Here is a 24,510-nt window from a genome sequence, read left to right as displayed (position 1 = left end):
GATTACAGCATCTTTTGTTTTATAAAACTAATTGTAAGGGATAATAATAACAGCGCAGTGAAATTTGCATAAACATAAATAATATACTGTCCCTCCTTTCTCATTGACTCATAAAAATTGACATTACCATTATTCACAAACAAAAAATGCTTGATAACAGAATTATTAGCATACTAAAATAGCAATGAATTTCTATAGAAGTTATTATTTTTTTGTTAGCTTGGATGAAAATTGATAAGGAAGGAAGAATGTCTCCTAATCCTGATAAGATACTTGTAGTTGAAAGTGAAGAGGAATCAGCTGATTATTTGAAAAAGATCCTTACAAAAAACAAATTTTCAGTTACCTGTACCAATACTGTTGACGGCGTATTATCAGCTATTAGAAAAAACAATTTCAGTCTTATAATCTTGTCGATGGACTTTCCCGGAAACAAAAGTGAAGAATTGCTTACCTGTATAAATAATGCAAAACCGGGCTGTGATATAATTGCTACAACACTGTCCGACCATGTAAATGTAGCAATATCCGCAATGAAAAAAGGTGCATATGATTATCTGCTGAAACCTGTCAATCCTGATCTCACACAAATCATCGTTAGAAAAGCCATTGAAAGGCGGCTTCTTTTGAAAAAAGCAAATGAAGCGGAATATTACAAAAATCTTTCAAGAGTAGATGGATTAACAGGATTATCAAACTTTAGATTTTTCAATGAACTTTTGGAAAATGAAATCTCACGTTCATCACGATATAAAAAGAATTTTTCACTCCTAATGCTCGATATCGACAATTTCAAGGAAGTCAACGATAAAAAAGGGCATCAGGAAGGAGATGAAATTTTAAAGGATGTAGCAAATACTTTAAAAAATGTCTCCCGTAATACTGATTTGGTTTCAAGATATGGAGGAGACGAATTTGCCATAATCATACCTGAAACTAAGAAAAAAAACACCCTACCCTTTGCTGAAAGAATCAGGAGTGAAATCGGAAAAGCCTTTAAAAAAAAGAAATACTTGTCTGAGTTAGAAGTAACTGTCAGTATAGGAATCGCCGGTTTCCCTGAAGATGCTGAAAACAAGGAAGAGCTAATAAAAAAAGCAGATAGAGCATTATATCAGGCAAAACACTCAGGACGAAATGCGATCGTTCTTTGGGAAGATAAAAAAAAATCAAAAAAGAAAAAAGGCTAAATCAAAGGCAAAAAACAGCAATTTTCCTTTCTTGATAACTTACCATTGATGAAAAAAAATTTTTTTTATAATCACTTTATGATAAAAGTCTCCTGTCAAACTAATAAAAATCTGCTTTGAAAGAGATTAGAATATCAATGACGAATAAAAGAAAAAAATGCCTGTTCAACTTTCTGATTCTTTTCTCTTTTTCATTCCTTTTTCTTACCTGTGCCATCAACCCCGTTACTAGAAAATGGAATTTAATGTTTATAAGCACTGAGCAAGAAGTAGAGATTGGAAAAAAGGCAGATGTAGAAATAACTGAAAAATATGGCTACTATGAAGATGAAGCAATTCAGCAATACATCGACAAAGTTGGGCAAAAGATAGCATCAGTATGCGACAGGAAAGATATCAATTATCATTTTACTGTTGTAGATTCACCTGAAGTAAACGCCTTCGCCCTTCCCGGAGGTTATGTTTATATAACACGAGGGATATTGGCTCAAATAAACAGCGAAGCTGAAATGGCAGGAGTATTGGGACATGAAGTAGGCCATGTTGCGGCAAGACACAGCGCCCAACAGATAAGCAAGGCGCTAACATACAAAATAATAGCAGCAGGCGCCTCCATAATTTATCCTGAAGCACAACAATGGTCACAGATATCTGATTTTATTTTTGCAGCTATCCAGAGCGGCTATGGAAGAGATTTTGAACTTCAGTCTGATGAATTAGGGGTGAGATACAACGAAAGGGCGGGTTATAATCCCAAAGCTGTCCCGGCATTTCTTAAGCACTTAAAAATGAATGAAGAAGGAAAGCCTGTTTACCATGGTTTATTTGCCTCTCATCCGGATACACAGATAAGAATCGAAAAAGCTACTGCCCTTGCAGAAAAAATCATCAGTGATACAGGCAAGGCAACCTATTTTGAGGGAAGAGATGAATATCTTTCAAAAATAGAAGGGCTCATCTATGGGCCGGGGGAAAAGGCAGGTATATTTGATGGCCCAATTTACAGGAATTCCTACTATAGATTTTCAATAGCTGTGCCACAAGGATGGGAATCTAAAGAAAGCCGTTATCTCTTTGCAAAAAAACATCCTCAAAAAGAGATATATATTGCGCTGATGAAAATAAACCTCCGTGCCGCAATCAAGCCCGAACAACTTGCACAAAAATGGGAATTGGAAACAGGAGCAAAAAGAATAAATGGTAAAAATGTCAACTACCGAGGGATCAATGCTTTTTATGCTCTTTACAATTCAAGATTGAAAAAGGGAAAGGCACAGACTGAAATTGTCTTTTTTGTAAGGCGGGCTACAGGTTTTGCAATTATTGCAACTGCCTTAAAAAAAGACTACAGCGAAGCAATTCCATACTTTAAAAAGACCTTTAGCACATTAAGGGCTATGACTAAAAAAGAATCATCGCTTTTTAAAAATAGAAGAATAATAATTTATACAGTCAAGGAAGGTGATACCCTGCAATCGTTAGCGGAGAAATTTTTTAATGATAAAGACAAGGTTAAAGAGCTTGCCCTCATTAATGGAATCGACAAAGACTCCCCTCTCAAGATAGGCGGTAAACTGAAAATACCAGTTTTAAAGGAAACACAATGAACAAGAAGAATTCCGACAATCCTATCTTCTTTCACATTCCATTCGAATATGTTGAGACATTCAGCAAATATATAATAGAAAAAAAGATGAATCTTGAAATATATTTCAAGGCGGACATTCTTGATAATTCAAATGACTCAGATTTCAAAAGGATAAGCACTATTCTTTATGAAAATGGAATAAAAACAACATTCCATGCTCCTTTTATGGATTTAAGTCCGGGAGGAATAGATAAGAAGATTAGAGAAATCAGCATCTTTCGAATCAAACAAGTTCTCGATGCAGCTGCCTATTTTCATCCTCTTTCAGTAGTTGTCCACCCCGGCTATGATAAATGGCGCTTCGCATCGGCAAAAGAAAAGTGGATCGAAAAAAGCGTCGAAACTTGGGAAGAAATCCTTAACTCACGCCCCTTTGATGATATTACAATCTGTCTTGAGAATGTTTTTGAAGATAATCCTTCAACAATCATTGAAGTTTGTAGAAAAGTCCAAAATGAAAATTTTCGATTATGCTTCGATACAGGACATTTCAATTTATTCTCATCTATATCTTTAGAGGATTGGGTCAATGCAACTTTGCCTTATCTCAAAGAAATGCATTTACATGACAACTGTGGAAAAAGCGATGACCATGATGCCATTGGAAATGGTAATGTTAATTTTATGACACTTTTTAAACTCACTAAAAAAATCGAAAATCCAATTCTGACGATAGAAGCCCACTCACCCGAAAATGTCTTTAAAAGTATTGAAAGATTGGGTAATATTCTAAAAGAAACAAACTTTTTTTCTTAATTTATAATCGCTTGAGAGAGTTTTAATCCTTGACAAAAGCCACTTCTCTTGTCTATAAGCAACGCTCTTAATATTTTTAATTCTCTGAATCGATGATTATTAAGGACGATGATTGATTATGTTTGAAGTAATAGAAAAGAGAGTACTTTCTCCAGTTGTGAGCTTGTTAAAATTTAGGGCTCCCCATATTGCTCAATCAAGAAAGCCGGGACAATTCATAATATTTCAAATCGATGAAAAGGGTGAAAGGGTCCCCCTTACAATTGCAGATGCTGACCCTGAAGAGGGCACTATCACATTAATTTGCCAAAGTGTAGGCAAATCGACCCGAAAATTTAATGCTCTTGAAAAGGGCGATAAAATTCTCAGTCTTGTGGGACCGCTTGGCAAACCATCACATATAGAAAATTTCGGAAATGCCGTGTGCATAGGAGGAGGACTTGGTATTGCTGTAGTATATCCCCTTGGAAAAGCTTTAAAAGAATGTGGAAATTATGTAAGTTCTATAATGGGATTCAGGTCAAAAGAACTCTTATTTATGGAAGATGAGCTTCGCTCAATATCAGATGAGCTTCATATAGTAACTGATGATGGCAGTTATGTTAGAAGAGGACTTGTAACTGATGTCTTAAAAGAGCTAATAGATGAAGGAAAAAAGATTGATATAGTATTTGCAGTTGGTCCTGTGCCTATGATGAGGGCGGTATGCGACATTACAGCTAAACATAATATCAAAACCATTGTGAGCTTGAACCCTATTATGGTAGACGGCACAGGTATGTGTGGGGCATGCCGTGTAACAATAGGCGGCAAAACTCAGTTTGTTTGTGTTGATGGCCCGGAATTCGACGGACATCAGGTTGATTTCGTCGAACTTTCAAAAAGACAAAGCTTTTATAGAGAAAATGAAAAGATTTCTCTTGAAATGATGAATGACCACAAAAAATGTTGGGAGAAAGAGTCTAAAGTAAAATGAGCAAAAATAATCTTACACCAAAAGAAAGAATGCAGATTGAAAGGCAGCCGATGCCTGAGCAGGACCCTAATGTGAGGAACAAAAATTTTGAGCAGGTCAACCTCGGCTTAGCTGAAGAAATGGCAATAATGGAAGCTAAGCGCTGTCTGCAGTGTAAAAAACCTATGTGTGTTCAAGGATGTCCTGTTGGTATCGACATACCTGCCTTTATAAATTTGATTGCAGAAGGAAGATATCTTGAAGCCGCTCGAAAGATAAAAGAAAAAAACTCATTGCCTGCTGTGTGTGGAAGAGTCTGCCCTCAAGAGGAACAATGTGAAGGAGTTTGTGTCCTTTCAAAAAAGAGTATGCCGGTAGCAATAGGGAATCTTGAAAGGTTCGCCGCAGATTTCGAAATGGCAATGGGTGAGATAAAGATACCACCTCTTCCAAAACCAACGGGGAAAAAAGTAGCTGTCATAGGGTCAGGACCTTCAGGATTAACAGTAGCTGGTGAGCTTGCAAAGATGGGGCATCAGGTAACTGTTTTTGAAGCCCTCCATAAATCAGGCGGCGTTTTAATTTATGGCATTCCCGAGTTTCGTCTACCAAAGAAGATCCTTCAGGTTGAAATTGATTATGTCAGCAAGCTTGGAGTAGAAATCGTAAACAATTTTGTGATTGGAAAAACAAAAACCTTGGATGAACTTCTTTCCAATGGGTATGATGCCGCATTTATTGGCTCAGGTGCTGGATTGCCTTACTTTATGAACATTCCCGGCGAAAACCTCAACGGTGTATATTCTGCCAATGAATATCTTACGCGCAATAATTTGATGAAAGCATATTTATTCCCGGAATATGATACACCTATCTTTCGAGGAAAAAATGTTGCAGTTATAGGCGGAGGGAATACCGCAATGGATGCCGTAAGGACATCCAAGAGACTTGGAGCAGAACATTCATACATTATTTATCGCCGTTCAAGAGCTGAAATGCCCGCAAGAATCGAAGAAATAAAGCATGCTGAAGAAGAAGGTGTTGAATTTCTTCTCCTCAACAATCCTTTGAGAATAATTGGAGATGAAAAAGGATGGGTCAAAGAAATAGAATGTATAAAGATGGAGCTTGGAGAACCCGATGAATCCGGACGAAGAAGGCCTGTGCCAATTGAAGGTTCAGAATTCACCATAAAAGTTGATACAGTCGTAGTTGCAATCGGGAATGGTGCTAATCCGTTAATACCTATGACAACTAAAGGAATAGAAACAAATCGATACGGCAATATAACAATCGACCCTAAAACAGGCGCAACGAGTAAACCGGGCGTTTTCGCAGGCGGAGATATCGTGAGAGGTGGTGCAACAGTTATTCTTGCAATGGGTGACGGGAAAGTTGCCGCTAATTCAATCAATGAATATCTAAAGTAATTTCACTTTAAAGCCAGCTCAGTTTTTAAAATACTTTTCATAAACAGCATATAGGTCACTCTTCTTCGTGCCTGTATCTATGAAATCCCAAGGAAATATTTCATCTTTTTTCCTTGTTCGATAAACATAGTAATCGGCATTTACATCACTCTCCCGCATTGCCCTTCGCCAATCTCCCTTATAACTGAAGGCATTCTGCAGTATTCTTCCCACTTTTCTGTCGCCTCTTGATAATAACGCTTGTATCTTTGCGAATTTTGGAAGGTCGCAATTGAACCTCACATTATTTATCTTTGCAAATAAATTTCTCAAAAGAGATATCTTCTCCTTTAATCTTCTTTCATCTTCCATTGCCGACCATTGTAGAGGAGTGAATGCTTTCGGCACGAAGGATGATGCGCTGATGAAAATTTGAAAATTTAAATTATTTCTTTCTCCTTCATTGTTGATCTTCTTGACAAGTTTATAGATTGCTTTGAGGTCATCAGTTGTTTCACCGGGAAATCCAATCATAAAGTAAAGTTTGATGCTTCTAATACCTGCTTTTGCCAAAGAAATTATCCCCTTAATTATGACATCATCTTCTATTTGTTTACCTGCTTTATTTCTTAATGATTCATCACCGCATTCAGGTGCAAGAGTTACAGTCTTCTGGCCACTTTCTGCAATGAGTTTAACAAATTCATCATTCAGGTCTTCAAATCTGATGGATGAAAAAGAAGCAGAAAGTTTCCTTTCTTTTATTCCTTTTGAAAGATTGTTTATATAGTCTCCTCTGCCAATGAAACAGCTAATCAATCCTATTTTATGAGTGTAAAGAAGGCGAGAATCAATATGCTCAAAGAGCTTGTCAATGCTTTTCATTCTGGGTTTCCCATAATAATTCCCCAAAAGACAAAACCTGCACGATGAAGCACATCCTCTTGACATTTCAACCAGATGCATTGAAGAAAATTCAGTTAGAGGCGAAATAATTCTTGAATAAGAAGAGGATTCTTCCATATTTTGGAGTCTCTTCACCTCAACCTTTCTTTCAGATTCCATATTTATTGAATCATTGGGAATATATGCGCCTTTTAATTTTTTAAAAATTTTTAAAAAAAACTCTTTCCCTTCTCCTCCTGCTGCATCTATTATTTCCTCACAAAAAGAATTTAGCAAAACTTCTGCGTCTCCCAAAAGAAAGACATCGATGAAATCAGCGATAGGCTCAGGATTGGCTGATACAGCAATTCCCCCTGCAATTATAAGAGGAGTATTCTCATCTCTCTGATTAGATAGTAAATCGAGACCGGAATATTTTATAATCTTCAAAACATTAAGATAGTCATTCTCAAAGGATATGGAAAAAAAAATGAGCTGAAAATCCCTTATCGGTTTAAAAGTATCCAAAGAATGTAAATAATTGCCTTTTTTTTCAAACCATTCTTCCAAATCGTTATCTGGAAGGAAAGCCCTATCACATATTATATTTCTCTTCTCATTTAAAATTCCATAAACACTTTGAAAACCAAGATTAGATGAACCAACCCTATAATAATTTGGATAGACGACAATACTTTTTACTTTACCCTCAGGATTGAGTAAATATCGACCCTTCTCAACCGAAAGAATCCTTTGGCGGTAAATAGTTAAAGGATTTTTCATCCTAAAGATGATTCTTAAAATTAATAATGATTAAAAAAAGTTTTGTATTCAGTCTGCACCTCTCCTGAAAAAAGCCGGTGTTGACCAGTCATTTTTTTTGACTTTCTTTGAGCTTTTAACTTCCTTTTCTTCATCCTTTTTTAATAATTTGTTCCTTTTCTTAAATCTTATATAAGCAGGAATATTTTTATTCTCATCGTCCATAGGAATTATTTCACTTTCCATTACTGGTTCAGGAATTTCAACTGGAGGCTGTTGTATCTCAATTTTTTCAATTTTACCTTCCACATCAAATCCGGTTCCAATAACAGTTACTTTTACCTGCTCTTTTGCACTCTCATCAATAACATGTCCCGTAATAATCTCAGCATCAGGATCAACTAAATCATGTATTATCTTCATTGCTTCTTCCATTTCATTGAGCGTTAAACTGCTGCTGCCTGTAATATTCACGAGGACGCCACTAGCTCCTTCTATACTTCCTTCTTCGATAAGGGGGCTTGATATGGCTTTTTGCACTGCCTCAATAACTCTACCATCTCCTCCTTCAGATATTCCTGTGCCCATTATCGCTCTTCCCCTTATGGACATAATTGTCCTTACATCGGCAAAATCAATGTTAATATGCCCGGGCTTAACTATTATATCTGAAATCCCCTGCACCGCCTGATGAAGCACATCATCTACGAGTTTATATGCCTCAACAATAGAGAGATTCTTTCCTGCCAATGCCATCAATCGCTGATTAGGTATTACAATCAAACTATCAACTGATTTTTTCAACTCTTCGATACCTTCTTCTGCAATTCTCATCTTTTTTCTTCCCTCTATTATAAAGGGTTTCGTAACAACCCCCACGGTAAGCGCTCCTTTCTCCTTTGCTTCTTGTGCAATTACCGGCGCCGCGCCAGTGCCTGTGCCTCCTCCCATTCCTGCAGTGATAAAAACCATATCAGTATCACTGCATATCTCCTTGATTTTTTCAATGTCCTCCATTGCTGATTTTCTGCCTATCTCAGGTTTTGCGCCTGCGCCTAAACCCTTCGTTATGTTTTCTCCTATTTGAACCTTATATTCCGCTTTTGAATACTCAAGCGCCTGCACATCTGTATTTACTGCTATAAATTCGACACCTGTAATTTGCTGTTGATGTATCATCGTATTTACAGCATTGCCGCCGCATCCACCTACGCCGATAACCTTTATTTTTGCTTTCTTTATCTCGTTATTATATTCAATCATTAATTTACCCCCCTTTCTTCTTATACAAATTCTTGTATCCAATTAATAACATTCTTCATAAAACTGCTCGATGAAACCGCATAATTTCTATCCATTTTTGTCCCATAAAGACAAAGCCCCACCACTGTTGCATAAGCGGGGTTTTTTACTTTTTCTACTATTCCACTGCCTACATCTCCGGGTGAAGCTAATCTTACAGGCACAGGAAATACCTGACGAGCTATTTTATCTATGCCCTCAAGAAGTGTCGTCCCTCCTGTAAGCACAATGCCTGATGCTATTAATTCACCCACTCCTGATTTTTTTATTTCCTGCTTTGCAATAGAGAGTATTTCCATTACGCGCGGTTCAATTATTTCGCTTAGAATCTTTTTGGAAACTGGTACATTCTCATTGCCGCCCAATCTTTCGACTTTTACCATTTCATCACTCTTGACTAATTCTGAACAGGCGCAGCCATGCTTAATTTTCATATTCTCCGCTTCTTTTTTAGAGATATGAAAACCCACTGCTATATCATTCGTAATATGGTCACCTCCGAGACCAAACATAGATGAAAATTTTATGCTTCCATTATAAAAGATTGCGATATCAGTGGTTCCTGCTCCTATATCAATTAAAGCGACTCCTAATTCTTTTTCGTCTTCGGTAAGAACGGCTTCTGCGGAAGCAAGTTGTTGTAAAACTATCTCTTCTATCTCCAAGCCGGCTTTGTTGCAGCTTTTGACTACATTTTGTATTGAAGTTGTTGCCCCAGTTACAATATGCACCTTTGCTTCAAGTCTCACACCTGCAAGTCCTACAGGATCTTTGATCCCGCCTTGATCATCAATTATATATTCCTGTGGAATGACATGAATGATCTCCTTATCGCGAGGTATGGCAACAGCCGTAGCATTATCAATTACCCTTTGTTTGTCCTTTTTCTTGACCTCCTTGTCATTGATTATGACAAGACCATGACTGCTCTGACCCTTGATATGCGGTCCTCCAATGGCTACAATAACATTGTCGATTTCTTCACCAGCCATCACTTCTGCATCTTCAACTGCTTTTTGAATTGCCTCTACAGTGCTTTCAATGTTGACGACGACACCATTTTTCAAACCTTTTGAAGGAGTTTCTCCATAACCAATAATTTCGAAGCCTCCTTCTTCATTTAGATGCGCAATTAGGGTGCAAACCTTTGATGAGCCGATATCCAGCCCTGCTATAAGATTGTTTTTTTTACCCATAACTCTCTCCAATATAATAAAGATTAATTTTTTTACCCATTCCCAAAAAGTTATGATAGAAGTCATTTTTCTTTTCATTCATTTGATTATTGTCAACTTTTCTTCGAAGAATTTTCATTCTCTATTGGTTTTGCAACTACTCTGTCTTTGAATCTAAGGTCAAAAACAGCAAAATCAGCCAATTCATTGTTATCAATTTCTTCAAGTACTTTCTTGAAATTGTCCATCTTTTCATGTACATTACCCCTGCCTAAATAAACTCTGCAGGGTAATCCTTTCATTTCAAAGATAGCGTTGTCTTTATCAGAAACATCAAGCAATGATATTCTACTGTAGAACCATGGAGCGTAATTTTTAATATCCTTTAGCATTGCTATTATTTCGTATAGGAATTCTTCTTTCACCTTTTCTCCTGCAGTATAGTTGCGGTCAGATATAAATCCTTTTATCACCTTTCTTTCCTGTGCAGAGGCATCCTCTTGAGGAGTGAGCACTACACCATTTTCATCAATCAGCTTTAGTCCGTTGTTTTCAAGCCATGCAAAAGGTTTTCTTTCCTGGATACTTATAAAAACTGAATTGGGAAGTTTCTTCCTTACATAAACTGATTTAATCCAAGGAATTTTCATTAAATCCTCAACTACCTTATGGGGGCTGATAAAGAGAAAATTTTTATCTTCAATTCCAGCGGTTTTTAAAATCTTATTCTTTTCTATTACATTATTCCCTTCTATAGAAATTGTGGGTTTACCGAGTGAGGCAAGATTAACAACATATTCTTTAAGAAAGACAGTAACCAAGAAAAGGGAAAAGAGAACTGCGGCATAACGCATTATGTTGAGGGAAAATATGCTCTTTTGAGCTATAGTGTTTTTCTTCCTTTTTGCTGTTCCGGTGTGTTTTACCCTTTTGTTGACACGCTGGTCACGAAGAGTTCTACTTCTTTTTACTCTTCTCACAAGCTTCCTCCAAAATTTTTAAAACAAGGGAATCAAAATCAATTCCCACCTTTGCCGCAGCCATAGGTAAAAGGCTTGTTTCCGTCATTCCCGGAATCGTATTCACTTCTAAGACAAAGAGTTGTCCGTCTTTGTCAATTCTCAAATCAACCCTCGGCGCACCTTTACAGCTAAGTGCTTCAACTGCCATCTGGGCATATTTGGCGCATTTTTCCTCCTCTTCTTTAGAAAGTGGAGCAGGACATAGATATTCTGTCATTCCTTTCTTATATTTTGCCTCATAATCATAGAATCCGCTTTTTGGCTTTATTTCTATTACAGGCAATGCTTTCCCAAAAAGCACTCCCACCGTTAGGTCTCGTCCCTCTATAAATTCTTCAACGATAATCTTTTCATCATATTTGAAAGCTTCTTCTATTGTTTCTCTAAGCATTCTCATATCTCGAACTATCGTTATTCCTATTGTAGAACCACCAGAAGCCGGTTTTACAACAAGAGGACAGGTAAATTTTTTTTTTACTATTTCCTCCACTGAATTCTTCATTTCAGTTCTAATAGCCAAATACTCAGGAGTAGGTATCCCTGATGCCTGAAAAATGATTTTCGATATATCTTTGTCCATTGCTATTGCACTCGATAAAACTCCACTTCCTGTATAGGGAATACCTACTGTTTCGAAAAAACCCTGTATAACTCCGTCTTCTCCACCTTCTCCATGAAGTGCCAAAAAGGCTACATCTATTTTTTCTTCTTTTATCTTCTCAATGAAAGTTTCTGCAGGGTCAATCGCAACAGCTTCAATCTTTTGTCTCAGAAGGGAATCCAAAACTGCTTTTCCTGTTTTCAAGGAAATTTCTCTTTCAGGCGAATTGCCTCCCATAAGGACGCCCACTTTTTTATCTTTTATTGTTAGTTCTTCCACTCTATTTCTTCTCCTATCACCTTTATTTCTGGCTCAAGCATTATTCCTTTTTTTCTATAAACTTCTTCCCTTATCTCCTTCATTAAATCCAATATATTCGTGGAAGTTGCATTACCCTTGTTGATAATAAAATTTGCATGTTTTGAAGAAACTTCTGCATCACCTACTCTTTTCCCTTTTAGCCCGCATTCATCGATTAATCTTCCTGCTGAAATCTTTTCAGTATTTTTGAAGATACACCCTGCTGATTGAGCCAAATAGGGTTGCGTCCTTTTTCTTCTTTCTCTATATTCTTCAATCTTCTTTTCACCTTCTCCTTCTCCAATTCTTGTCAATTTCAGCGTTATATTAGTGATTATTTCGTCTTGTCCAATTGAAGAAAATCTATAGCCGGATTCTATTTCACTTGCCTCAATCAAATGTATCTTGCCGCTCTTTTTTATTACTTTTGCATTTTCGACATTCGTCATTATGGAATAGCCGAAACTTCCTGCATTGCCGACAACAGCACCACCCACAGTGCCCGGTATTCCGCATGCCCACTCAATTCCTCCAATGTTTTTCTTTGCAAATTCCGAAACCATCTTTGGTAGAAATGCGCCTGCCTGTGCCGATACATAAACATCGTTGCCAATTTCTGATTCATATGAAAACCTGTTGAAACATTCTGACAGTACAATGACAACTCCGCCAAACCCTTTATCTGAAAAAAGAACATTCGAACCGCTGCCCAAAGCAATAAATTCCAACCTCCATTTGTCGCAAAGCTCCAAAGCTTTCTTTATCTCATCTTCATTTGATGGAAAAAGCACCACTGAAATTGGGCCTCCTGTTCTGAATGTGGTAAAATTCGATGCAGAAGCATTGAACAATGCTCGCCCTTCAAAAACTTCAGCAAAATCTTTATGAAATTCTTCTCTAACCAAGTTTAATCTCATTTTCCTTTTAAAAATTCCTCTCCTACTTCATAGACATTTCCAGCGCCTAATGTTATAAACATATCCCCTTCACTCAGCGCCTTGGAAAAGAATGAAATAATCTCTTTCTTGTCTTTTATATAAGCCACATTTTTGTGCCCGTGACTTTTTATTCCTTCTGCTATCTTTTCTGCGCTTATTCCCTCAATAGGCGATTCGCCTGCAGGATAAATATCGGTGACAACAAGAATATCGCAGTCATAAAATGCTTTATAAAAGTCTTCCAAAAGTAATGATGTCCTCGAATAGCGGTGAGGTTGAAAAAGGACTCCAATTTTTCCCTTCCACATCTTCCTTGCTGCCGACAAGGTTGCTTTAATTTCATTTGGATGATGTCCATAGTCGTCAACAACGATAATCTTTCTTTTTTCTCCTTTTTTCTGAAAACGTCTTTCTATGCCTTCAAATCCTTCAAGCGCCTCAACAATTCTCTTCAACGGTATATCCAATTCCCGACCAACAGCAATTGCCGCGAGAGCATCTAAAACATTATGTTTGCCTGATAAATTAATTTTCAGTTTTGCTTTCTTATCGCCTTTTTCAAAAAGCTCGAAGTATGTAGAAAAATTATTTACTTCCTTAATCTCTGCACTGTAATCAGCTTGCGAGTTGAATCCATAAGTAATCATTCTCTTTTCAATGGACGGAATAATCTCTTGTATATTTTCATCATCTATGCAAACCACGGCAGCGCCATAGAATGGCACTTTATTTATGAATTGAGTGAAGCTTTCCTTTAAATTTTCTTCACTTCCGTAAAAATCAAGATGTTCCTTGTCTATATTGGTTACAACAGCAATTGATGGATTGACCCGTAAAAAAGTGCCGTCACTTTCGTCAGTTTCTGCAACTATGAATTCACCCTGTCCTAACTCTGCATTTTTCCCTGTGCTTAAAAGTTTACCTCCTATAATGGCTGTCGGATCTTTCCCTCCCTTTTCTAAGACAGCGGCAATCAAAGAGGTTGTCGTAGTCTTTCCATGTGAGCCGGAAACTGCTATGCTGTATTTCATTCTCATCAATTCAGCCAGCATTTCTGCCCTTTTCAAAACTGTTATTTTTTTCTCCTTTGCAGCAATGAGTTCAGGATTGTTCTCTTTTATGGCAGAACTTATGACAACGAGATCGCTTCCCTCTACATTCTCTGCCCTGTGTTTCAAAAATATCTTGGTTCCAAGCTTTTTTAATCTATCAGTTGTAGGACTTCTCCTTATATCTGAGCCAGAAATTTGATAGCCGAGATTAATCAAAAGCTCAGCTATCCCGCTCATTCCGATTCCGCCAATTCCAACAAAATGTATTTTCAAGTTCTTCTTATACATTTATCTTTGTCCTATTAATGATCTACACAGTTCAACTATCTCTCTTGCCGCATTTGGCCTATCAAGTTTTTTTGCATTCTCTTCCATTTTCCTGATTCTTCCTCTATCTTCCATAAGCTCAGCAATATGTTGTGAAATCCTCTCAGGCGTTGCCTCCCTTTCCCTTACCATAATGCTTGCCCCCTCTTTTTGCATATAAAGAGCATTATATTCCTGATGGTTGTTTGTTGCATAGGGGAAGGGAATCAATAGGGAAGCTTTTGCACAAGAACATAGCTCGCTCAATGTTGTAGCACCTGCCCGTGAAATAACGATATCTGCTGCGCTATAGGCATCGCCCATATCCGTTATGAAAGATTTTATTACTACATTTGATAGTTTCCTTTCTTCATAGAGTTTTTTTACTCTTTCAAAATCACTTTCACCGGTTTGATGTATTATCTGAATTTTCTTACCAGCTTTTTCCAAAAGGGAACAAACTGCAGGCATTAGGTCATTAAAGCATTTTGCACCTTGGCTTCCACCGAAAACAAAAAGAGTAAAAAGATTGATGTCTAAATCCCACTTTTTAAGCGCTTCTTCTCGTGATATCTTGAGAAGATTCTTCCTCACCGGATTGCCTACACATATTGTCTTCCTTTTGGGAAAATACCTTTGTGAATCTCTGAAATTTACAGCTATAAATTTCGCAAATCCTCCAAGTATTCTATTTGTCGTCCCCGGATAAAGATTCTGTTCAAGTATGATAGAGGGAATTCCTAAAATCCAAGCAGATACAATTGTAGGACCTGAGCTATATCCACCCACTCCTACAGCAAAATTTGGCTTGAAAGTCCTCAAAATTTTTATTGAATCCATAATGCTAACAGGAATCTGTTTTATTCCCCTTACCATCTCTTTAAAGTTTTTCCCTTTTATTCCTAATGAATCTATAAGCTCAAAATCTATTCCAGTTGATGGAAGAATCTTTGATTCCAGCCCTCTTTTTGCACCCACGAAAAGTATTTTTGCTCCCTTCCATCTTTCTTTTATCTCCTCTGCAATTGCTATTCCCGCATAAATGTGTCCTCCTGTTCCGCCGCCTGCGATGAGAGCTTTTACATTATCTTCTTGCATTTTCTGAAATATTGAGAAGGACACCGGTTAAAAACATCATAAAAATCATCGATGAACCGCCATAACTTATAAAAGGCAGTGTTATACCTTTTGTTGGAAACAACCCCAATGCTACTGCCATATTAATTAGTCCTTGAATCCCAATGAGAGAAACTATTCCAGCAGACAACATAGCTCCAAATGTATCATCTACATTCATTGCAACTTTAAATCCCCGATAGACATAGATGAAAAAGAGTCCCACTATTGTGATGACACCAAGCATTCCAATCTCCTCTCCTACAACTGAAAGAATAAAATCATTATGAGGTTCGGGAAGATAAAAGAGTTTCTCGCGGCTTTCTCCAAAACCAACACCAAAAATTCCTCCTCTTCCAAAGGCATATAAAGATTGAATAAGCTGAAATCCTGAATCACGAGGATATTCCCATGGATTCAAAAAAGCAGTGATTCGTTTCATTCTGTATGGCTCAGAAAGCACTGCAAAAATAGCCATCGGAGTTATAACTGCCATAAGACTAAAGAGATATTTTAAATTCATACCGCCAATAAACAGCATAATGAGGAGTACAATAGCCATTATCATTACTGTCCCAAAATCCGGTTGTTTCATAATCAGAACTGCTACAATGCCAAATACTATTGATAAAGGTAGGATTCCTTTCGTAAAATCGCTCAATTTATCTCCTTTTTTGGAAATATATCTTGCCGCATAAAGAATAAGAGCAAATTTCATAAATTCGGCAGGTTGAAATCTTAAAGACTTATAAGCTATCCATCGTGTTGCACCTTTTGCTGTCTCGTTAATTCCGGGTATAAAAACAAGAATAAGAAGCACTATTGCAAACATAAGCGAAGGAATTGCTAACTTGTAATATTTTTTGTAATTGAAATTCATTGCGCAAACCATCAAAATTGTCCCTATGATGATTGCGAGCAGCTGCTTTTTGAAATAGAAATAGGGGTCTGAAAATTTTTCAAGTGACATAATGGCACTTGCGCTGTAAACCATTATAGCTCCAATCCCAGAAAGCAGAAGGGCTGTAAAAAGTATTAATTTATCCGATTTTCCCCTCTCATCAATTTTCATAAAGTTTCCTCACACATCTTTTAAATTCATCACCCCGATGCTCGTAGGAATCAAACATATCAAAGCTTGCGCAACCCGGAGAAAGAAGTACTACTTCTCCCGGCCTGGCTATCCTATATGCCTTATTTACAGCCTCCTCCAAAGTTTTTGCTCTAAATACCTCAACAATATCAGAAAATGCTTTCTCAATTTTTCCTGCCGCTTCACCAATGGCAATGATAAGTCGTACAGAAGACTTAACTTCATCTGTGATTGAAGCAAAATCACCATTCTTATCCCTGCCTCCTGCAATCAAAATGACTTTCTCTTCAATTCCTTCCAATGCCCTCTTCAATGCATCAATATTCGTGGCTTTTGAATCATTTATAAAAAGCACATTGTTTATATTAGCCACTTCTTCCATTCTATGGGAAGGAGGGAGAAATTTTTCCAAGACCTCTGCTACAACTTCCTTTTTCACATCCACTATCATAGAAACAGAAACTGCGGACAGAGCATTCTCAAGGTTGTGGCATCCTTTCATCTTAATCCTCTCAATAGGCATAATATTTTCTGCAAATTTTAAATCCCTAAAGACAATTTCTCCTGAGTCAACATAAGCCCCTTTTATCTTTGACTGTGTTCGGCTAAAGAAAAAAGTCTGTCCCCTCAATTTTGAAAGTTTAGTCATTATTAGTGAATCATCTGCATTTATTATTCCGAAATCTTCATCGCTGAGATTCTCAAAGATTCTCATCTTTGTGTCAGCATATTCATCAAGGGAGTCGTAACGGTCCAAATGGTCGGGCGTTATATTTAAAAGGAGAGATATGTGAGGTTTTAAATTGCTAATCAATTCAAGCTGAAAACTCGATATTTCACAGACTATATAATCACCTTTAAAATTCTGAGATACAACTTCTGAAAGTGATGTGCCAATATTACCGGCTTCTATAGACTCTTTGCCATCTTTCCTCAAGATCTCATTAATCAGCTTAGTCACCGTCGTTTTCCCATTTGTGCCTGTAACAGCAATAATTGGGACAGTGGTATAGCGGCTTGCAAATTCTATTTCACTCATAACATTCTTTTTCTTGTTTATTGCTCTTTTGACGAAATCACTTTTATATGAAATTCCCGGGCTAACTATTACATCAGTAACTTCATCGAGAAGTTCAAAGCCGTTACTTTCAAACTCTACTTTAACTTGAGGTGGAATTGTTTCTCCGCATTTTTCCCATTCAGATGCTCTTTTTTTCTCACAGGCAAAAACTTTTATGTCCTGTGAAAGCGCAAGCCTCATCGCACCAACTCCACTTTTCCCCAAACCCGCAATCAAGACTCTATCTCCCATTTCTTTATTCACTGCCTTCTTCAATCTTCCTTAAAAGCACCTCTATTGCCCTTTCAAGGCGCATCATTCTTGACCCTTTTACAAGAAGGATATCATCTCTGTTCAAAAGTCTGCTTAGAGCTTCTCCTGCTGTAGAAGCATCGTCAAAGGACAACACATTTTTTTCAGGAATTCCTGCTCTGACTGCCTCATTTGCAGCTAAGCGCGATTCTCTTCCGACTGTAAAAAGAAAATCCATTCCCTTTTGAGCACATAGTTTTCCGATACTGCGATGAGATGATTCAGTATATTTTCCAAGCTCAAGCATATCTCCCATTAACACTATCCTTCTGCCTCTACATTCAAGACAACTCAAATACTCGATTGCTTTTTCAAAGGAGTTTGGGTTTGCATTATAGGAATCATCAATAATAGTAATCCCGCAAGGCAGCTCCTTTACCGACATCCGTCCAGATAAAGTTTCAGCGCTTTCAACACCTTTTTCTATTTCATTCTCTGTAAATCCTTCTAAAATGGAATATGCAATCGCGCCAAGGCAATTATAGGCATTGTGAATACCCGGCAGGTTAAGTCTTATTCTGCCTTTCTTCCCCAATCCTTTATATGAAAAGGAAACGCCTCTTAAATCATTCTCCAAGTCATACATTCTAATGTGACATTCTTCGCCTTTACCAAAAAGAATGGGATTCCTACATACCTTTTTGACTGCTTGTACAAGCACTTTGTCATCGCCATTGCATAAAACTTTTCCTTTTTTCTCTTCCACATAACGGGCAAGCAGGGCCTTTTCTTCTGCTATCTCAGTTATGTCCGAAAAATTTTCAGAATGTGAAAGCGCTACATTTGTTAAAATGGCATCAGAAGGCATTGCCACTTGGCATAATCTATCTATTTCTCCTTTAACACTCATCCCCATCTCAATGACAGCGAATCTGCACCCATAATCAACATTCAAAAGACTCAGTGGTAAACCAATCAGGTTGTTGAAATTGCCTATGGTTTTGATTGCAGAGGCTTTTTTTGAAAGGATTGAATGGAGTATCTCTTTAGTAGTAGTCTTCCCGTTGCTTCCTGTTATTGCAATAACCTTCGGATTTACCTTTTCCCGGTAAAAGGCTGCAAGGTCTTGAAGGGCAGTCAAAGTATCCCTTGTTTCAAGAATTGTTACACTGCCTTCTAACGGAAGGTCCCGAACGATTTTATTTGTTTCAGAGACTACTGCGCCTAAAGCACCATTTTCCAATGCTTTCAAAACAAAATCGTTTCCATCAAACTTTTCACCCTTTATTGCAAAAAAAATCTCCCCGCCTCTGCAGTCTCTCGAATCAATAGAGATTCTTGAAAATTTTTTTGTTTCTCCCCCAATTATCATTTTTGCTCCGGTAGCTTTTAATATTTCTTCAAGCAAATATGTCTTCAATTATTTTTCCTAATCCCTTCAATTGCCTTTAATACTTCTTCTTTGTCATCAAGGTGGATAATCTTCTCCCCGACTATCTGATAATCTTCATGCCCTTTCCCTGCAATGACTATAGTATCTCCTGCATCTGCTTTTTCGATTGCATATCGAATTGCCTCCCTTCTGTCTTCAACAACTTCAATATTGTTGCGTCTATTTCTATCAATGCCTTTTAGAATGTCATTTATAATGTCCATAGGATTCTCATTTCTTGGGTTGTCTGATGTTATGATTATTTTTGTGCCTATTCTTGAAGCAATTTTTCCCATCAATGGTCTTTTCTCCGTATCTCTATTGCCGCCGCATCCAAAAACAACAATCAAATCCTTCTTGCACATTTTTTTAGCTTCAGTTAACAGTTTTTCAAGGGCATCAGGAGTATGGGCATAGTCAACGATAATATCAAAATCTACATTGCCCTCAATCCTCTGAAATCTTCCGGGCACAATATCAAGTGATTCAATTCCTCTTTCAATAATATCAGGAGAGATACCAAGTTCCACTGCCGCCGCCGTAGCCGCTAAAATGTTTGAAAAATTGAAACTTCCTATAAGATTTGAAGAGAAATTAACAACTCCTTTGCCTGTGCAGATACTGCCTTCTATTCCTGATTTCGATAATTTAGAGGAAAGAATTTTGAAATTGGCTTCAGGTTTATCAAAGCTATAAGTAACAACTTTTTCTTTAAACTCCTTTGCAATTTTTCTTCCCCATTTATCATCGATATTTACGATTGCTTTTGCTTCATCATTTGCATTTAAATAGTTGAAGAAGGATTTTTTGCATTCATAATATTCTTCTATTGTCTTATGAAAATCTAAATGTTCAGGACTTAAATTAGTAAAAATCCCTAATGAAAAACTGCATCCTGCAATCCTTTTAAGACGAATAGAATGAGAAGACACCTCCATTATTGTATGAGTTACGCCGCTATCTACCATCCTTCTCAGAAATCTATTCAATGTAAAAGCATCAGGAGTCGTAAGTGATGAAGGAAACTCCTCATCTCCTATTTTGTAAAGAATCGTTCCTATCATTCCGGAAACGATGCCGGCTTTTTCAAGGATTGAATTTAATATATATGAAGTAGTGGTTTTCCCGTTAGTGCCTGTAATTCCAATGAGCTTCAATTCTTTTGAAGGATTTCCAAAATAATTGGAAGCAATAATTCCAAAACTTTCTCTTGTATCTTTGCTTTTTAGGAGTGTAATCTTCTTTAAAATATCTGCACCAATAGAGGTTTCATCAAAAGCAGTGTCTACCAAAACTGCGGAAACGCCTTTATCGATTGCATCTTTGATGTAATCGTGTCCATCTCTCTTGAATCCCTTTATAGCAACGAACAAAAAACCTTCTTCTACTTCCCTTGAATCAGCTGTTATGCCGCTAACCATCACAGATTCTATTTCTGATAAAGATGAACATTTTGCATCTCTTATCAAATCTTTAAGAAAATATTTTCTTTCCATTTCTTTAAATCTCAATTGCTTGATTAAAATCTTTATAAATTCCTTTCTTCCTTCTTATTTACTGCATCAGCGACGACTAATCTCAATTTGCCATCTTCTTTATGTGGTTTTACACCGCAATAGAGAAGTGACCTTTTTGCTATTTCACGAAATATTGGAGCTGAAACGATACCCCCGTAATGATTTTTCTTTGGTTCGTCCAAAATAACTGCTATTACAAAGCGCGGCGCATCAGCAGGTACAATACCGATAAAAGATGAATAATATTTACCCGGTTGATATGCTCCATTTTCCGCTTTTTGGGCAGTGCCAGTTTTACCTGCTACCTCGAATCCTTCAATCCTTGCCAAATGAGCTGTCCCCTCTTCTGATACTACAGTTTTCAAAATACCTCTCAGGATATGGGCTGTCCTCTCTGAAATCACTCTTCTTACAGTCACAGGAGGAAAAACTTTCTTGATTTCTCCATCCCAACTCTCAATTCTCTTTGCAATTCTCGGTTTTAAAAGGAGACCTCCATTTGCAATAGCTGAATAAGCCATCGCAAGTTGAAGCGGTGTAACGGCAATTTCCTGCCCTATAGTAATTGCGCCTATTGAAACAAGAGACCAATCCTTTGGTTTTCTTAATATTCCTCTTGCTTCCCCCTGCAGTTGAATCCCGGTTTTTTCTCCGAAACCAAATTTTCTAATATATTTATATAGTTCATTTTCACCTAAAAGCTGAGCTATCTTGATAGAGCCTACATTGCTTGATTTCTCTAAAACTTCAGTAAAGGTAAGCATATTATGAGGATGTGAATCTCTAATTTTTCTCCCCCCTACAACTATAAAACCGGGAGAACAATCGATTTCACTATCAGGCATTACAATGCCTTTTTCAATGGCTGCACAAGCAAATACAATCTTGAATACTGAACCTGGCTCGAAACAATCAGTAACAATACGATTTCTCCAAGTTGAAGGGCTGTAATTATTCCTTTTATTGGGATTGAAACCGGGATAATTTGCCATTGCAAGAATGTCTCCATTTGCAGGGTCAACAACAATTGCCATCCCGCTTTTTGCTTCTGCAAATTTCACTCCCTTCTCCAATTCACTCTGGACGATAAACTGGATATTTTTATCAATAGTCAATACAACATTATCACCGTCTGTCACTGGCTTCTCATAAATAAAAGGACTTCCTCCCTTTGCATCCTTTTCGGTAATAACTTTTATTCCGCTTTTTCCCGCAATATATTCATCAAATTCCCGTTCCACTCCTTCCAAACCTTCATTGTCAACGCCGGTAAATCCGAGCAATTGTGAAGCCAAACATTCTTGTGGATAAAACCTTTTACTCTCTTTAATAAAGCCAATCCCTCGGAGATTTCTTCTTCTTAATCTCACACTCTCTTCTTCAGATATTTTTCTCTTAATCCATACAAATTCTCTCTTTTGGGAAAGTTTTTTAATAACACTTTCTTTATCTAATGAAAGGAGACGGGAAAGGATATCAGCTGTAGATTCAATATCCGCTACTTTGCTTGGCACTGCGAATACTGAATCACAATCTACACTTACAGCAAGACTATAATAATTCCTGTCAAATATTTTTCCACGCCTTGCTTTTATTTCTATTTCTCTTCTATATTGCCGGGACGCTTGTTCAGCAAGAAATTCGTTTTTTATTGTCTGTAAATAAAAATCCCTTATTACAACTGTCAAAAAGACAAGGCAAATCAATGCAAAAACGGTTTTTATCCTTCTTCTAATACCATTTAATCCCACATTCGTTCCGGAAATATCTATGGTATTTTTTTTAATTTTTTTTAACTTCATATTTTCTTATTCAATAATTTTCACTTGATTCAATTCCGGTTTTTTAAGTTTCATTTTTCCCATTGCTTCGTCTTCAATCTTTTCAAGAGAGGAAAAATTCATCAATTTCATCTTTAAGATTTGATTTTCATTAAGAAGTTCTTTTACCTCTTTCTCCTTCTCCTGAATCCTGTATCCCAGCCGCATTTCATATATCTGCTTCCAAGTCAGAAGAAATATTCCCGCCGCAATGAATGCAACAATCAAAAAATAAGAAATAAGTGACAACCCGTTGCTTTCCCTCAAAGGATGCACAGATTTGCCTGCAGATATAACTCTTGCATTCGATAACTTGATGCGCATTAGCTTCCTCCCCTGAAAAATATTTAAAAAGCTTGGCTAAACTTTTTCAGCAATCCTTAAAAGGGCGCTTCTTGCCCTCGGATTAAATTCTATTTCTTCTTTTGATGCCCTTATTGGCTTTTTAGTAACCCTTTTTAATAATCTGTTCTTTCCACAAACACATTTGACAATTTCAGGCGGGCATATACATCCTTTTTCATTTTCTAAAAGGAATTGCTTTACTATACGGTCTTCAAGGGAATGGTAGGAAATGACACAAAGGCGACCACCTTTTTTCAAAACTGACATAGCTTCTCTTAATGCTGTCTTCAGGTTTTCAAGTTCTGAATTGACGGCAATTCGAAGGGCAAGGAAAGTTTTTGTTGCAGGATGGATTTTCTTAGACTGATACTTTGCAGGAATGGAATCTACAACAATCTGTGATAACTCTTGCGTTGTTTCTATTGCTTTTTCAGACCTCTTCGAAACAATATTTCTTGCTATTTTCGAAGCCCATTTTTCCTCTCCATATTTTTTTAATATTTCTCTTAATTCAAACTCACTCAAACTGTTAACCAAATCATAGGCGCTTCTATTGATTGCCTTATCCATTCTCATATCAAGTTTTCCATTTCTCAAAAAACTAAATCCTCTTTTTTCATTTTCAAGCTGACGACTTGATACGCCAAGGTCTAATAAAATACCGCCCACTTCTTTAATTCCTTTCTTATGTAAAATCTGCCGAATATCCTTAAAGTTTCCATAAATGATTCTTGCTCTCCCTGCATAAGGAGCTAACCTTTTTAACGAAAATTTAAGAGCGTCCTTGTCAGCATCAATCCCGATAATTCTGCTCTTTGAAAAATTTTTAAGTATTGCTTCACTATGCCCGCCTCCCCCCAATGTCCCATCTACAATTACATCTTCTTTGACAGGTAAAAAAGCATCTACGACTTCTTGAAGCATTACCGGTATGTGATATTCTTCCATAACCCATTTTTAAACTTCTCTACTCTGCAAATATTTTAGCTGCGCATTTTATAACTTCTGGATTATTCTTAATGCTTTCAGAAACTTCAATCCAATTTGCAGTGCTCCAAATCTCAAAGCCGCTCAAATCTCCTCTTATCGTTACTTCCTTTTCTATCTCTGCATGCTTTCTATGCTCTGGAGGAAGAAGTATTCTGCCAGCTTTGTCTAAGGGACAATATTTTACAGTAGAAAGGACTATTCGTCTTACTTCTCTTTCAACAGGGTCAAAGGGGTTTAATTTAGAAACTTTGACTTCAAATGTTTTCCAAACATCAAATGGATATGCAAGCAAATAATTGTAACCGATGCTTTGAAAAATCATCAATTCTTCTGTATACTGTGTTCTAAGGATTTCTCTATAATTGGAGGGGATTGAAAATCGACCTTTTGCATCAAGGGTATGATTATAAGTACCTGTAAATGATGTAATTTTGTAATTAGTCATATTTATAAAAAAATGAAAAATTTATCCCATTTCATCCCACTTCATAACACAAGAAGGATATAATTCAAATCATTCTTTGTCAAGATAAAATGATTTTCCTCTGCTTCTATTTTTATCTTTATAAATCAATGAGTTATTT

General features: G+C 37.0%; 21 protein-coding genes. 5 read left to right on the top strand and 16 right to left on the bottom strand.

What is annotated here, in order from left to right:
- Positions 1-224 precede the first annotated feature (224 nt).
- From D6734_06430 to gltA, 5 genes are all read left to right on the top strand, one after another.
- On the top strand, positions 225-1,190 hold the full coding sequence (locus D6734_06430) for a diguanylate cyclase (GenBank protein RMF95070.1): 966 nt from the start codon (positions 225-227) through the stop codon (positions 1,188-1,190).
- Positions 1,191-1,327: 137 nt separating this feature from the next.
- The gene (locus D6734_06425; GenBank protein ID RMF95069.1) at positions 1,328-2,797 is read left to right on the top strand and encodes a LysM peptidoglycan-binding domain-containing protein; all 1,470 of its coding nucleotides are present in this window, start codon (positions 1,328-1,330) and stop codon (positions 2,795-2,797) included.
- A complete protein-coding gene (locus D6734_06420; protein ID RMF95068.1) occupies positions 2,794-3,594 on the top strand; it encodes a hypothetical protein in 801 nt (266 codons plus the stop codon). The genes D6734_06425 and D6734_06420 overlap by 4 nt, the downstream gene beginning before the upstream one ends.
- Positions 3,595-3,712: 118 nt before the next feature.
- Entirely contained in the window at positions 3,713-4,570 is an 858-nt protein-coding gene (locus D6734_06415; GenBank protein RMF95067.1) for a sulfide/dihydroorotate dehydrogenase-like FAD/NAD-binding protein, read from the top strand.
- Positions 4,567-5,979 (top strand): NADPH-dependent glutamate synthase, encoded by a 1,413-nt coding sequence (gene gltA, locus D6734_06410; GenBank protein RMF95066.1) that lies wholly within the window; start codon positions 4,567-4,569, stop codon positions 5,977-5,979. The genes D6734_06415 and gltA overlap by 4 nt, the downstream gene beginning before the upstream one ends.
- 18 nt (positions 5,980-5,997) lie before the next feature.
- Here gltA and D6734_06405 read toward each other — a convergent pair whose 3' ends face one another.
- From D6734_06405 to mraZ, 16 genes are read right to left on the bottom strand one after another with little or no spacing between them, the layout of a single operon-like run.
- Positions 5,998-7,626 (bottom strand): radical SAM protein, encoded by a 1,629-nt coding sequence (locus D6734_06405; GenBank protein RMF95065.1) that lies wholly within the window; start codon positions 7,624-7,626, stop codon positions 5,998-6,000.
- Positions 7,627-7,674: 48 nt separating this feature from the next.
- Positions 7,675-8,868 (bottom strand): cell division protein FtsZ, encoded by a 1,194-nt coding sequence (ftsZ, locus tag D6734_06400; protein ID RMF95072.1) that lies wholly within the window; start codon positions 8,866-8,868, stop codon positions 7,675-7,677.
- 20 nt (positions 8,869-8,888) lie between these two features.
- A complete protein-coding gene (gene ftsA, locus D6734_06395) occupies positions 8,889-10,181 on the bottom strand; it encodes a cell division protein FtsA (GenBank protein ID RMF95064.1) in 1,293 nt (430 codons plus the stop codon).
- 14 nt (positions 10,182-10,195) lie between these two features.
- The gene (locus tag D6734_06390; GenBank protein ID RMF95063.1) at positions 10,196-11,062 is read right to left on the bottom strand and encodes an FtsQ-type POTRA domain-containing protein; all 867 of its coding nucleotides are present in this window, start codon (positions 11,060-11,062) and stop codon (positions 10,196-10,198) included.
- Entirely contained in the window at positions 11,040-11,969 is a 930-nt protein-coding gene (locus D6734_06385; GenBank protein RMF95071.1) for a D-alanine--D-alanine ligase, read from the bottom strand. The genes D6734_06390 and D6734_06385 overlap by 23 nt, the downstream gene beginning before the upstream one ends.
- A 2-nt stretch (positions 11,970-11,971) precedes the next feature.
- Complete coding sequence (gene murB, locus D6734_06380; protein RMF95062.1) at positions 11,972-12,922, bottom strand: UDP-N-acetylmuramate dehydrogenase; 951 nt, start codon at positions 12,920-12,922, stop codon at positions 11,972-11,974.
- A complete protein-coding gene (locus tag D6734_06375; GenBank protein ID RMF95061.1) occupies positions 12,919-14,283 on the bottom strand; it encodes a UDP-N-acetylmuramate--L-alanine ligase in 1,365 nt (454 codons plus the stop codon). Before D6734_06375 ends, murB begins: the two co-directional genes overlap by 4 nt.
- Complete coding sequence (gene murG, locus D6734_06370; GenBank protein RMF95060.1) at positions 14,284-15,399, bottom strand: undecaprenyldiphospho-muramoylpentapeptide beta-N-acetylglucosaminyltransferase; 1,116 nt, start codon at positions 15,397-15,399, stop codon at positions 14,284-14,286.
- Positions 15,386-16,489, bottom strand: a complete 1,104-nt coding sequence (ftsW, locus tag D6734_06365) for a putative lipid II flippase FtsW (GenBank protein ID RMF95059.1) — start codon at positions 16,487-16,489, stop codon at positions 15,386-15,388. Before ftsW ends, murG begins: the two co-directional genes overlap by 14 nt.
- Positions 16,479-17,846, bottom strand: coding sequence for a UDP-N-acetylmuramoyl-L-alanine--D-glutamate ligase (gene murD, locus D6734_06360; protein ID RMF95058.1), 1,368 nt, complete (start codon positions 17,844-17,846; stop codon positions 16,479-16,481). Before murD ends, ftsW begins: the two co-directional genes overlap by 11 nt.
- Entirely contained in the window at positions 17,827-19,242 is a 1,416-nt protein-coding gene (locus D6734_06355; GenBank protein ID RMF95057.1) for a UDP-N-acetylmuramoyl-tripeptide--D-alanyl-D-alanine ligase, read from the bottom strand. The genes murD and D6734_06355 overlap by 20 nt, the downstream gene beginning before the upstream one ends.
- Positions 19,239-20,750: a UDP-N-acetylmuramoyl-L-alanyl-D-glutamate--2,6-diaminopimelate ligase gene (locus D6734_06350; protein ID RMF95056.1), complete on the bottom strand. Its 1,512-nt coding sequence runs from the start codon at positions 20,748-20,750 to the stop codon at positions 19,239-19,241. The genes D6734_06355 and D6734_06350 overlap by 4 nt, the downstream gene beginning before the upstream one ends.
- Positions 20,751-20,782: 32 nt before the next feature.
- The gene (locus tag D6734_06345; GenBank protein RMF95055.1) at positions 20,783-22,573 is read right to left on the bottom strand and encodes a penicillin-binding protein; all 1,791 of its coding nucleotides are present in this window, start codon (positions 22,571-22,573) and stop codon (positions 20,783-20,785) included.
- Positions 22,574-22,579: 6 nt separating this feature from the next.
- Positions 22,580-22,915, bottom strand: a complete 336-nt coding sequence (locus D6734_06340; GenBank protein RMF95054.1) for a hypothetical protein — start codon at positions 22,913-22,915, stop codon at positions 22,580-22,582.
- A gap of 36 nt (positions 22,916-22,951) precedes the next feature.
- Complete coding sequence (gene rsmH, locus D6734_06335) at positions 22,952-23,884, bottom strand: 16S rRNA (cytosine(1402)-N(4))-methyltransferase RsmH (GenBank protein ID RMF95053.1); 933 nt, start codon at positions 23,882-23,884, stop codon at positions 22,952-22,954.
- A gap of 19 nt (positions 23,885-23,903) precedes the next feature.
- Positions 23,904-24,371, bottom strand: coding sequence for a division/cell wall cluster transcriptional repressor MraZ (gene mraZ / locus D6734_06330; GenBank protein RMF95052.1), 468 nt, complete (start codon positions 24,369-24,371; stop codon positions 23,904-23,906).
- Between the last annotated feature and the right edge of the window lie 139 nt (positions 24,372-24,510).

This window comes from Candidatus Schekmanbacteria bacterium, assembly GCA_003695725.1.
Classification (GTDB): domain Bacteria; phylum Schekmanbacteria; class GWA2-38-11; order GWA2-38-11; family J061; genus J061.
This window is presented reverse-complemented; position numbering and strand designations above follow the sequence as displayed.

Coding starts and splice junctions, on each gene's coding strand:
- D6734_06430 (RMF95070.1), top strand. CDS start 225: ATGAAAATTGATAAGGAAGGAAGAATGTCTCCTAATCCTGATAAGATA.
- D6734_06425 (RMF95069.1), top strand. CDS start 1,328: ATGACGAATAAAAGAAAAAAATGCCTGTTCAACTTTCTGATTCTTTTC.
- D6734_06420 (RMF95068.1), top strand. CDS start 2,794: ATGAACAAGAAGAATTCCGACAATCCTATCTTCTTTCACATTCCATTC.
- D6734_06415 (RMF95067.1), top strand. CDS start 3,713: ATGTTTGAAGTAATAGAAAAGAGAGTACTTTCTCCAGTTGTGAGCTTG.
- gltA (RMF95066.1), top strand. CDS start 4,567: ATGAGCAAAAATAATCTTACACCAAAAGAAAGAATGCAGATTGAAAGG.
- D6734_06405 (RMF95065.1), bottom strand. CDS start 7,626: ATGAAAAATCCTTTAACTATTTACCGCCAAAGGATTCTTTCGGTTGAG.
- ftsZ (RMF95072.1), bottom strand. CDS start 8,868: ATGATTGAATATAATAACGAGATAAAGAAAGCAAAAATAAAGGTTATC.
- ftsA (RMF95064.1), bottom strand. CDS start 10,181: ATGAAAAGAAAAATGACTTCTATCATAACTTTTTGGGAATGGGTAAAA.
- murB (RMF95062.1), bottom strand. CDS start 12,922: ATGAGATTAAACTTGGTTAGAGAAGAATTTCATAAAGATTTTGCTGAA.
- D6734_06375 (RMF95061.1), bottom strand. CDS start 14,283: ATGTATAAGAAGAACTTGAAAATACATTTTGTTGGAATTGGCGGAATC.
- murG (RMF95060.1), bottom strand. CDS start 15,399: ATGCAAGAAGATAATGTAAAAGCTCTCATCGCAGGCGGCGGAACAGGA.
- ftsW (RMF95059.1), bottom strand. CDS start 16,489: ATGAAAATTGATGAGAGGGGAAAATCGGATAAATTAATACTTTTTACA.
- D6734_06350 (RMF95056.1), bottom strand. CDS start 20,750: ATGGAAAGAAAATATTTTCTTAAAGATTTGATAAGAGATGCAAAATGT.
- D6734_06345 (RMF95055.1), bottom strand. CDS start 22,573: ATGAAGTTAAAAAAAATTAAAAAAAATACCATAGATATTTCCGGAACG.
- D6734_06340 (RMF95054.1), bottom strand. CDS start 22,915: ATGCGCATCAAGTTATCGAATGCAAGAGTTATATCTGCAGGCAAATCT.
- rsmH (RMF95053.1), bottom strand. CDS start 23,884: ATGGAAGAATATCACATACCGGTAATGCTTCAAGAAGTCGTAGATGCT.
- mraZ (RMF95052.1), bottom strand. CDS start 24,371: ATGACTAATTACAAAATTACATCATTTACAGGTACTTATAATCATACC.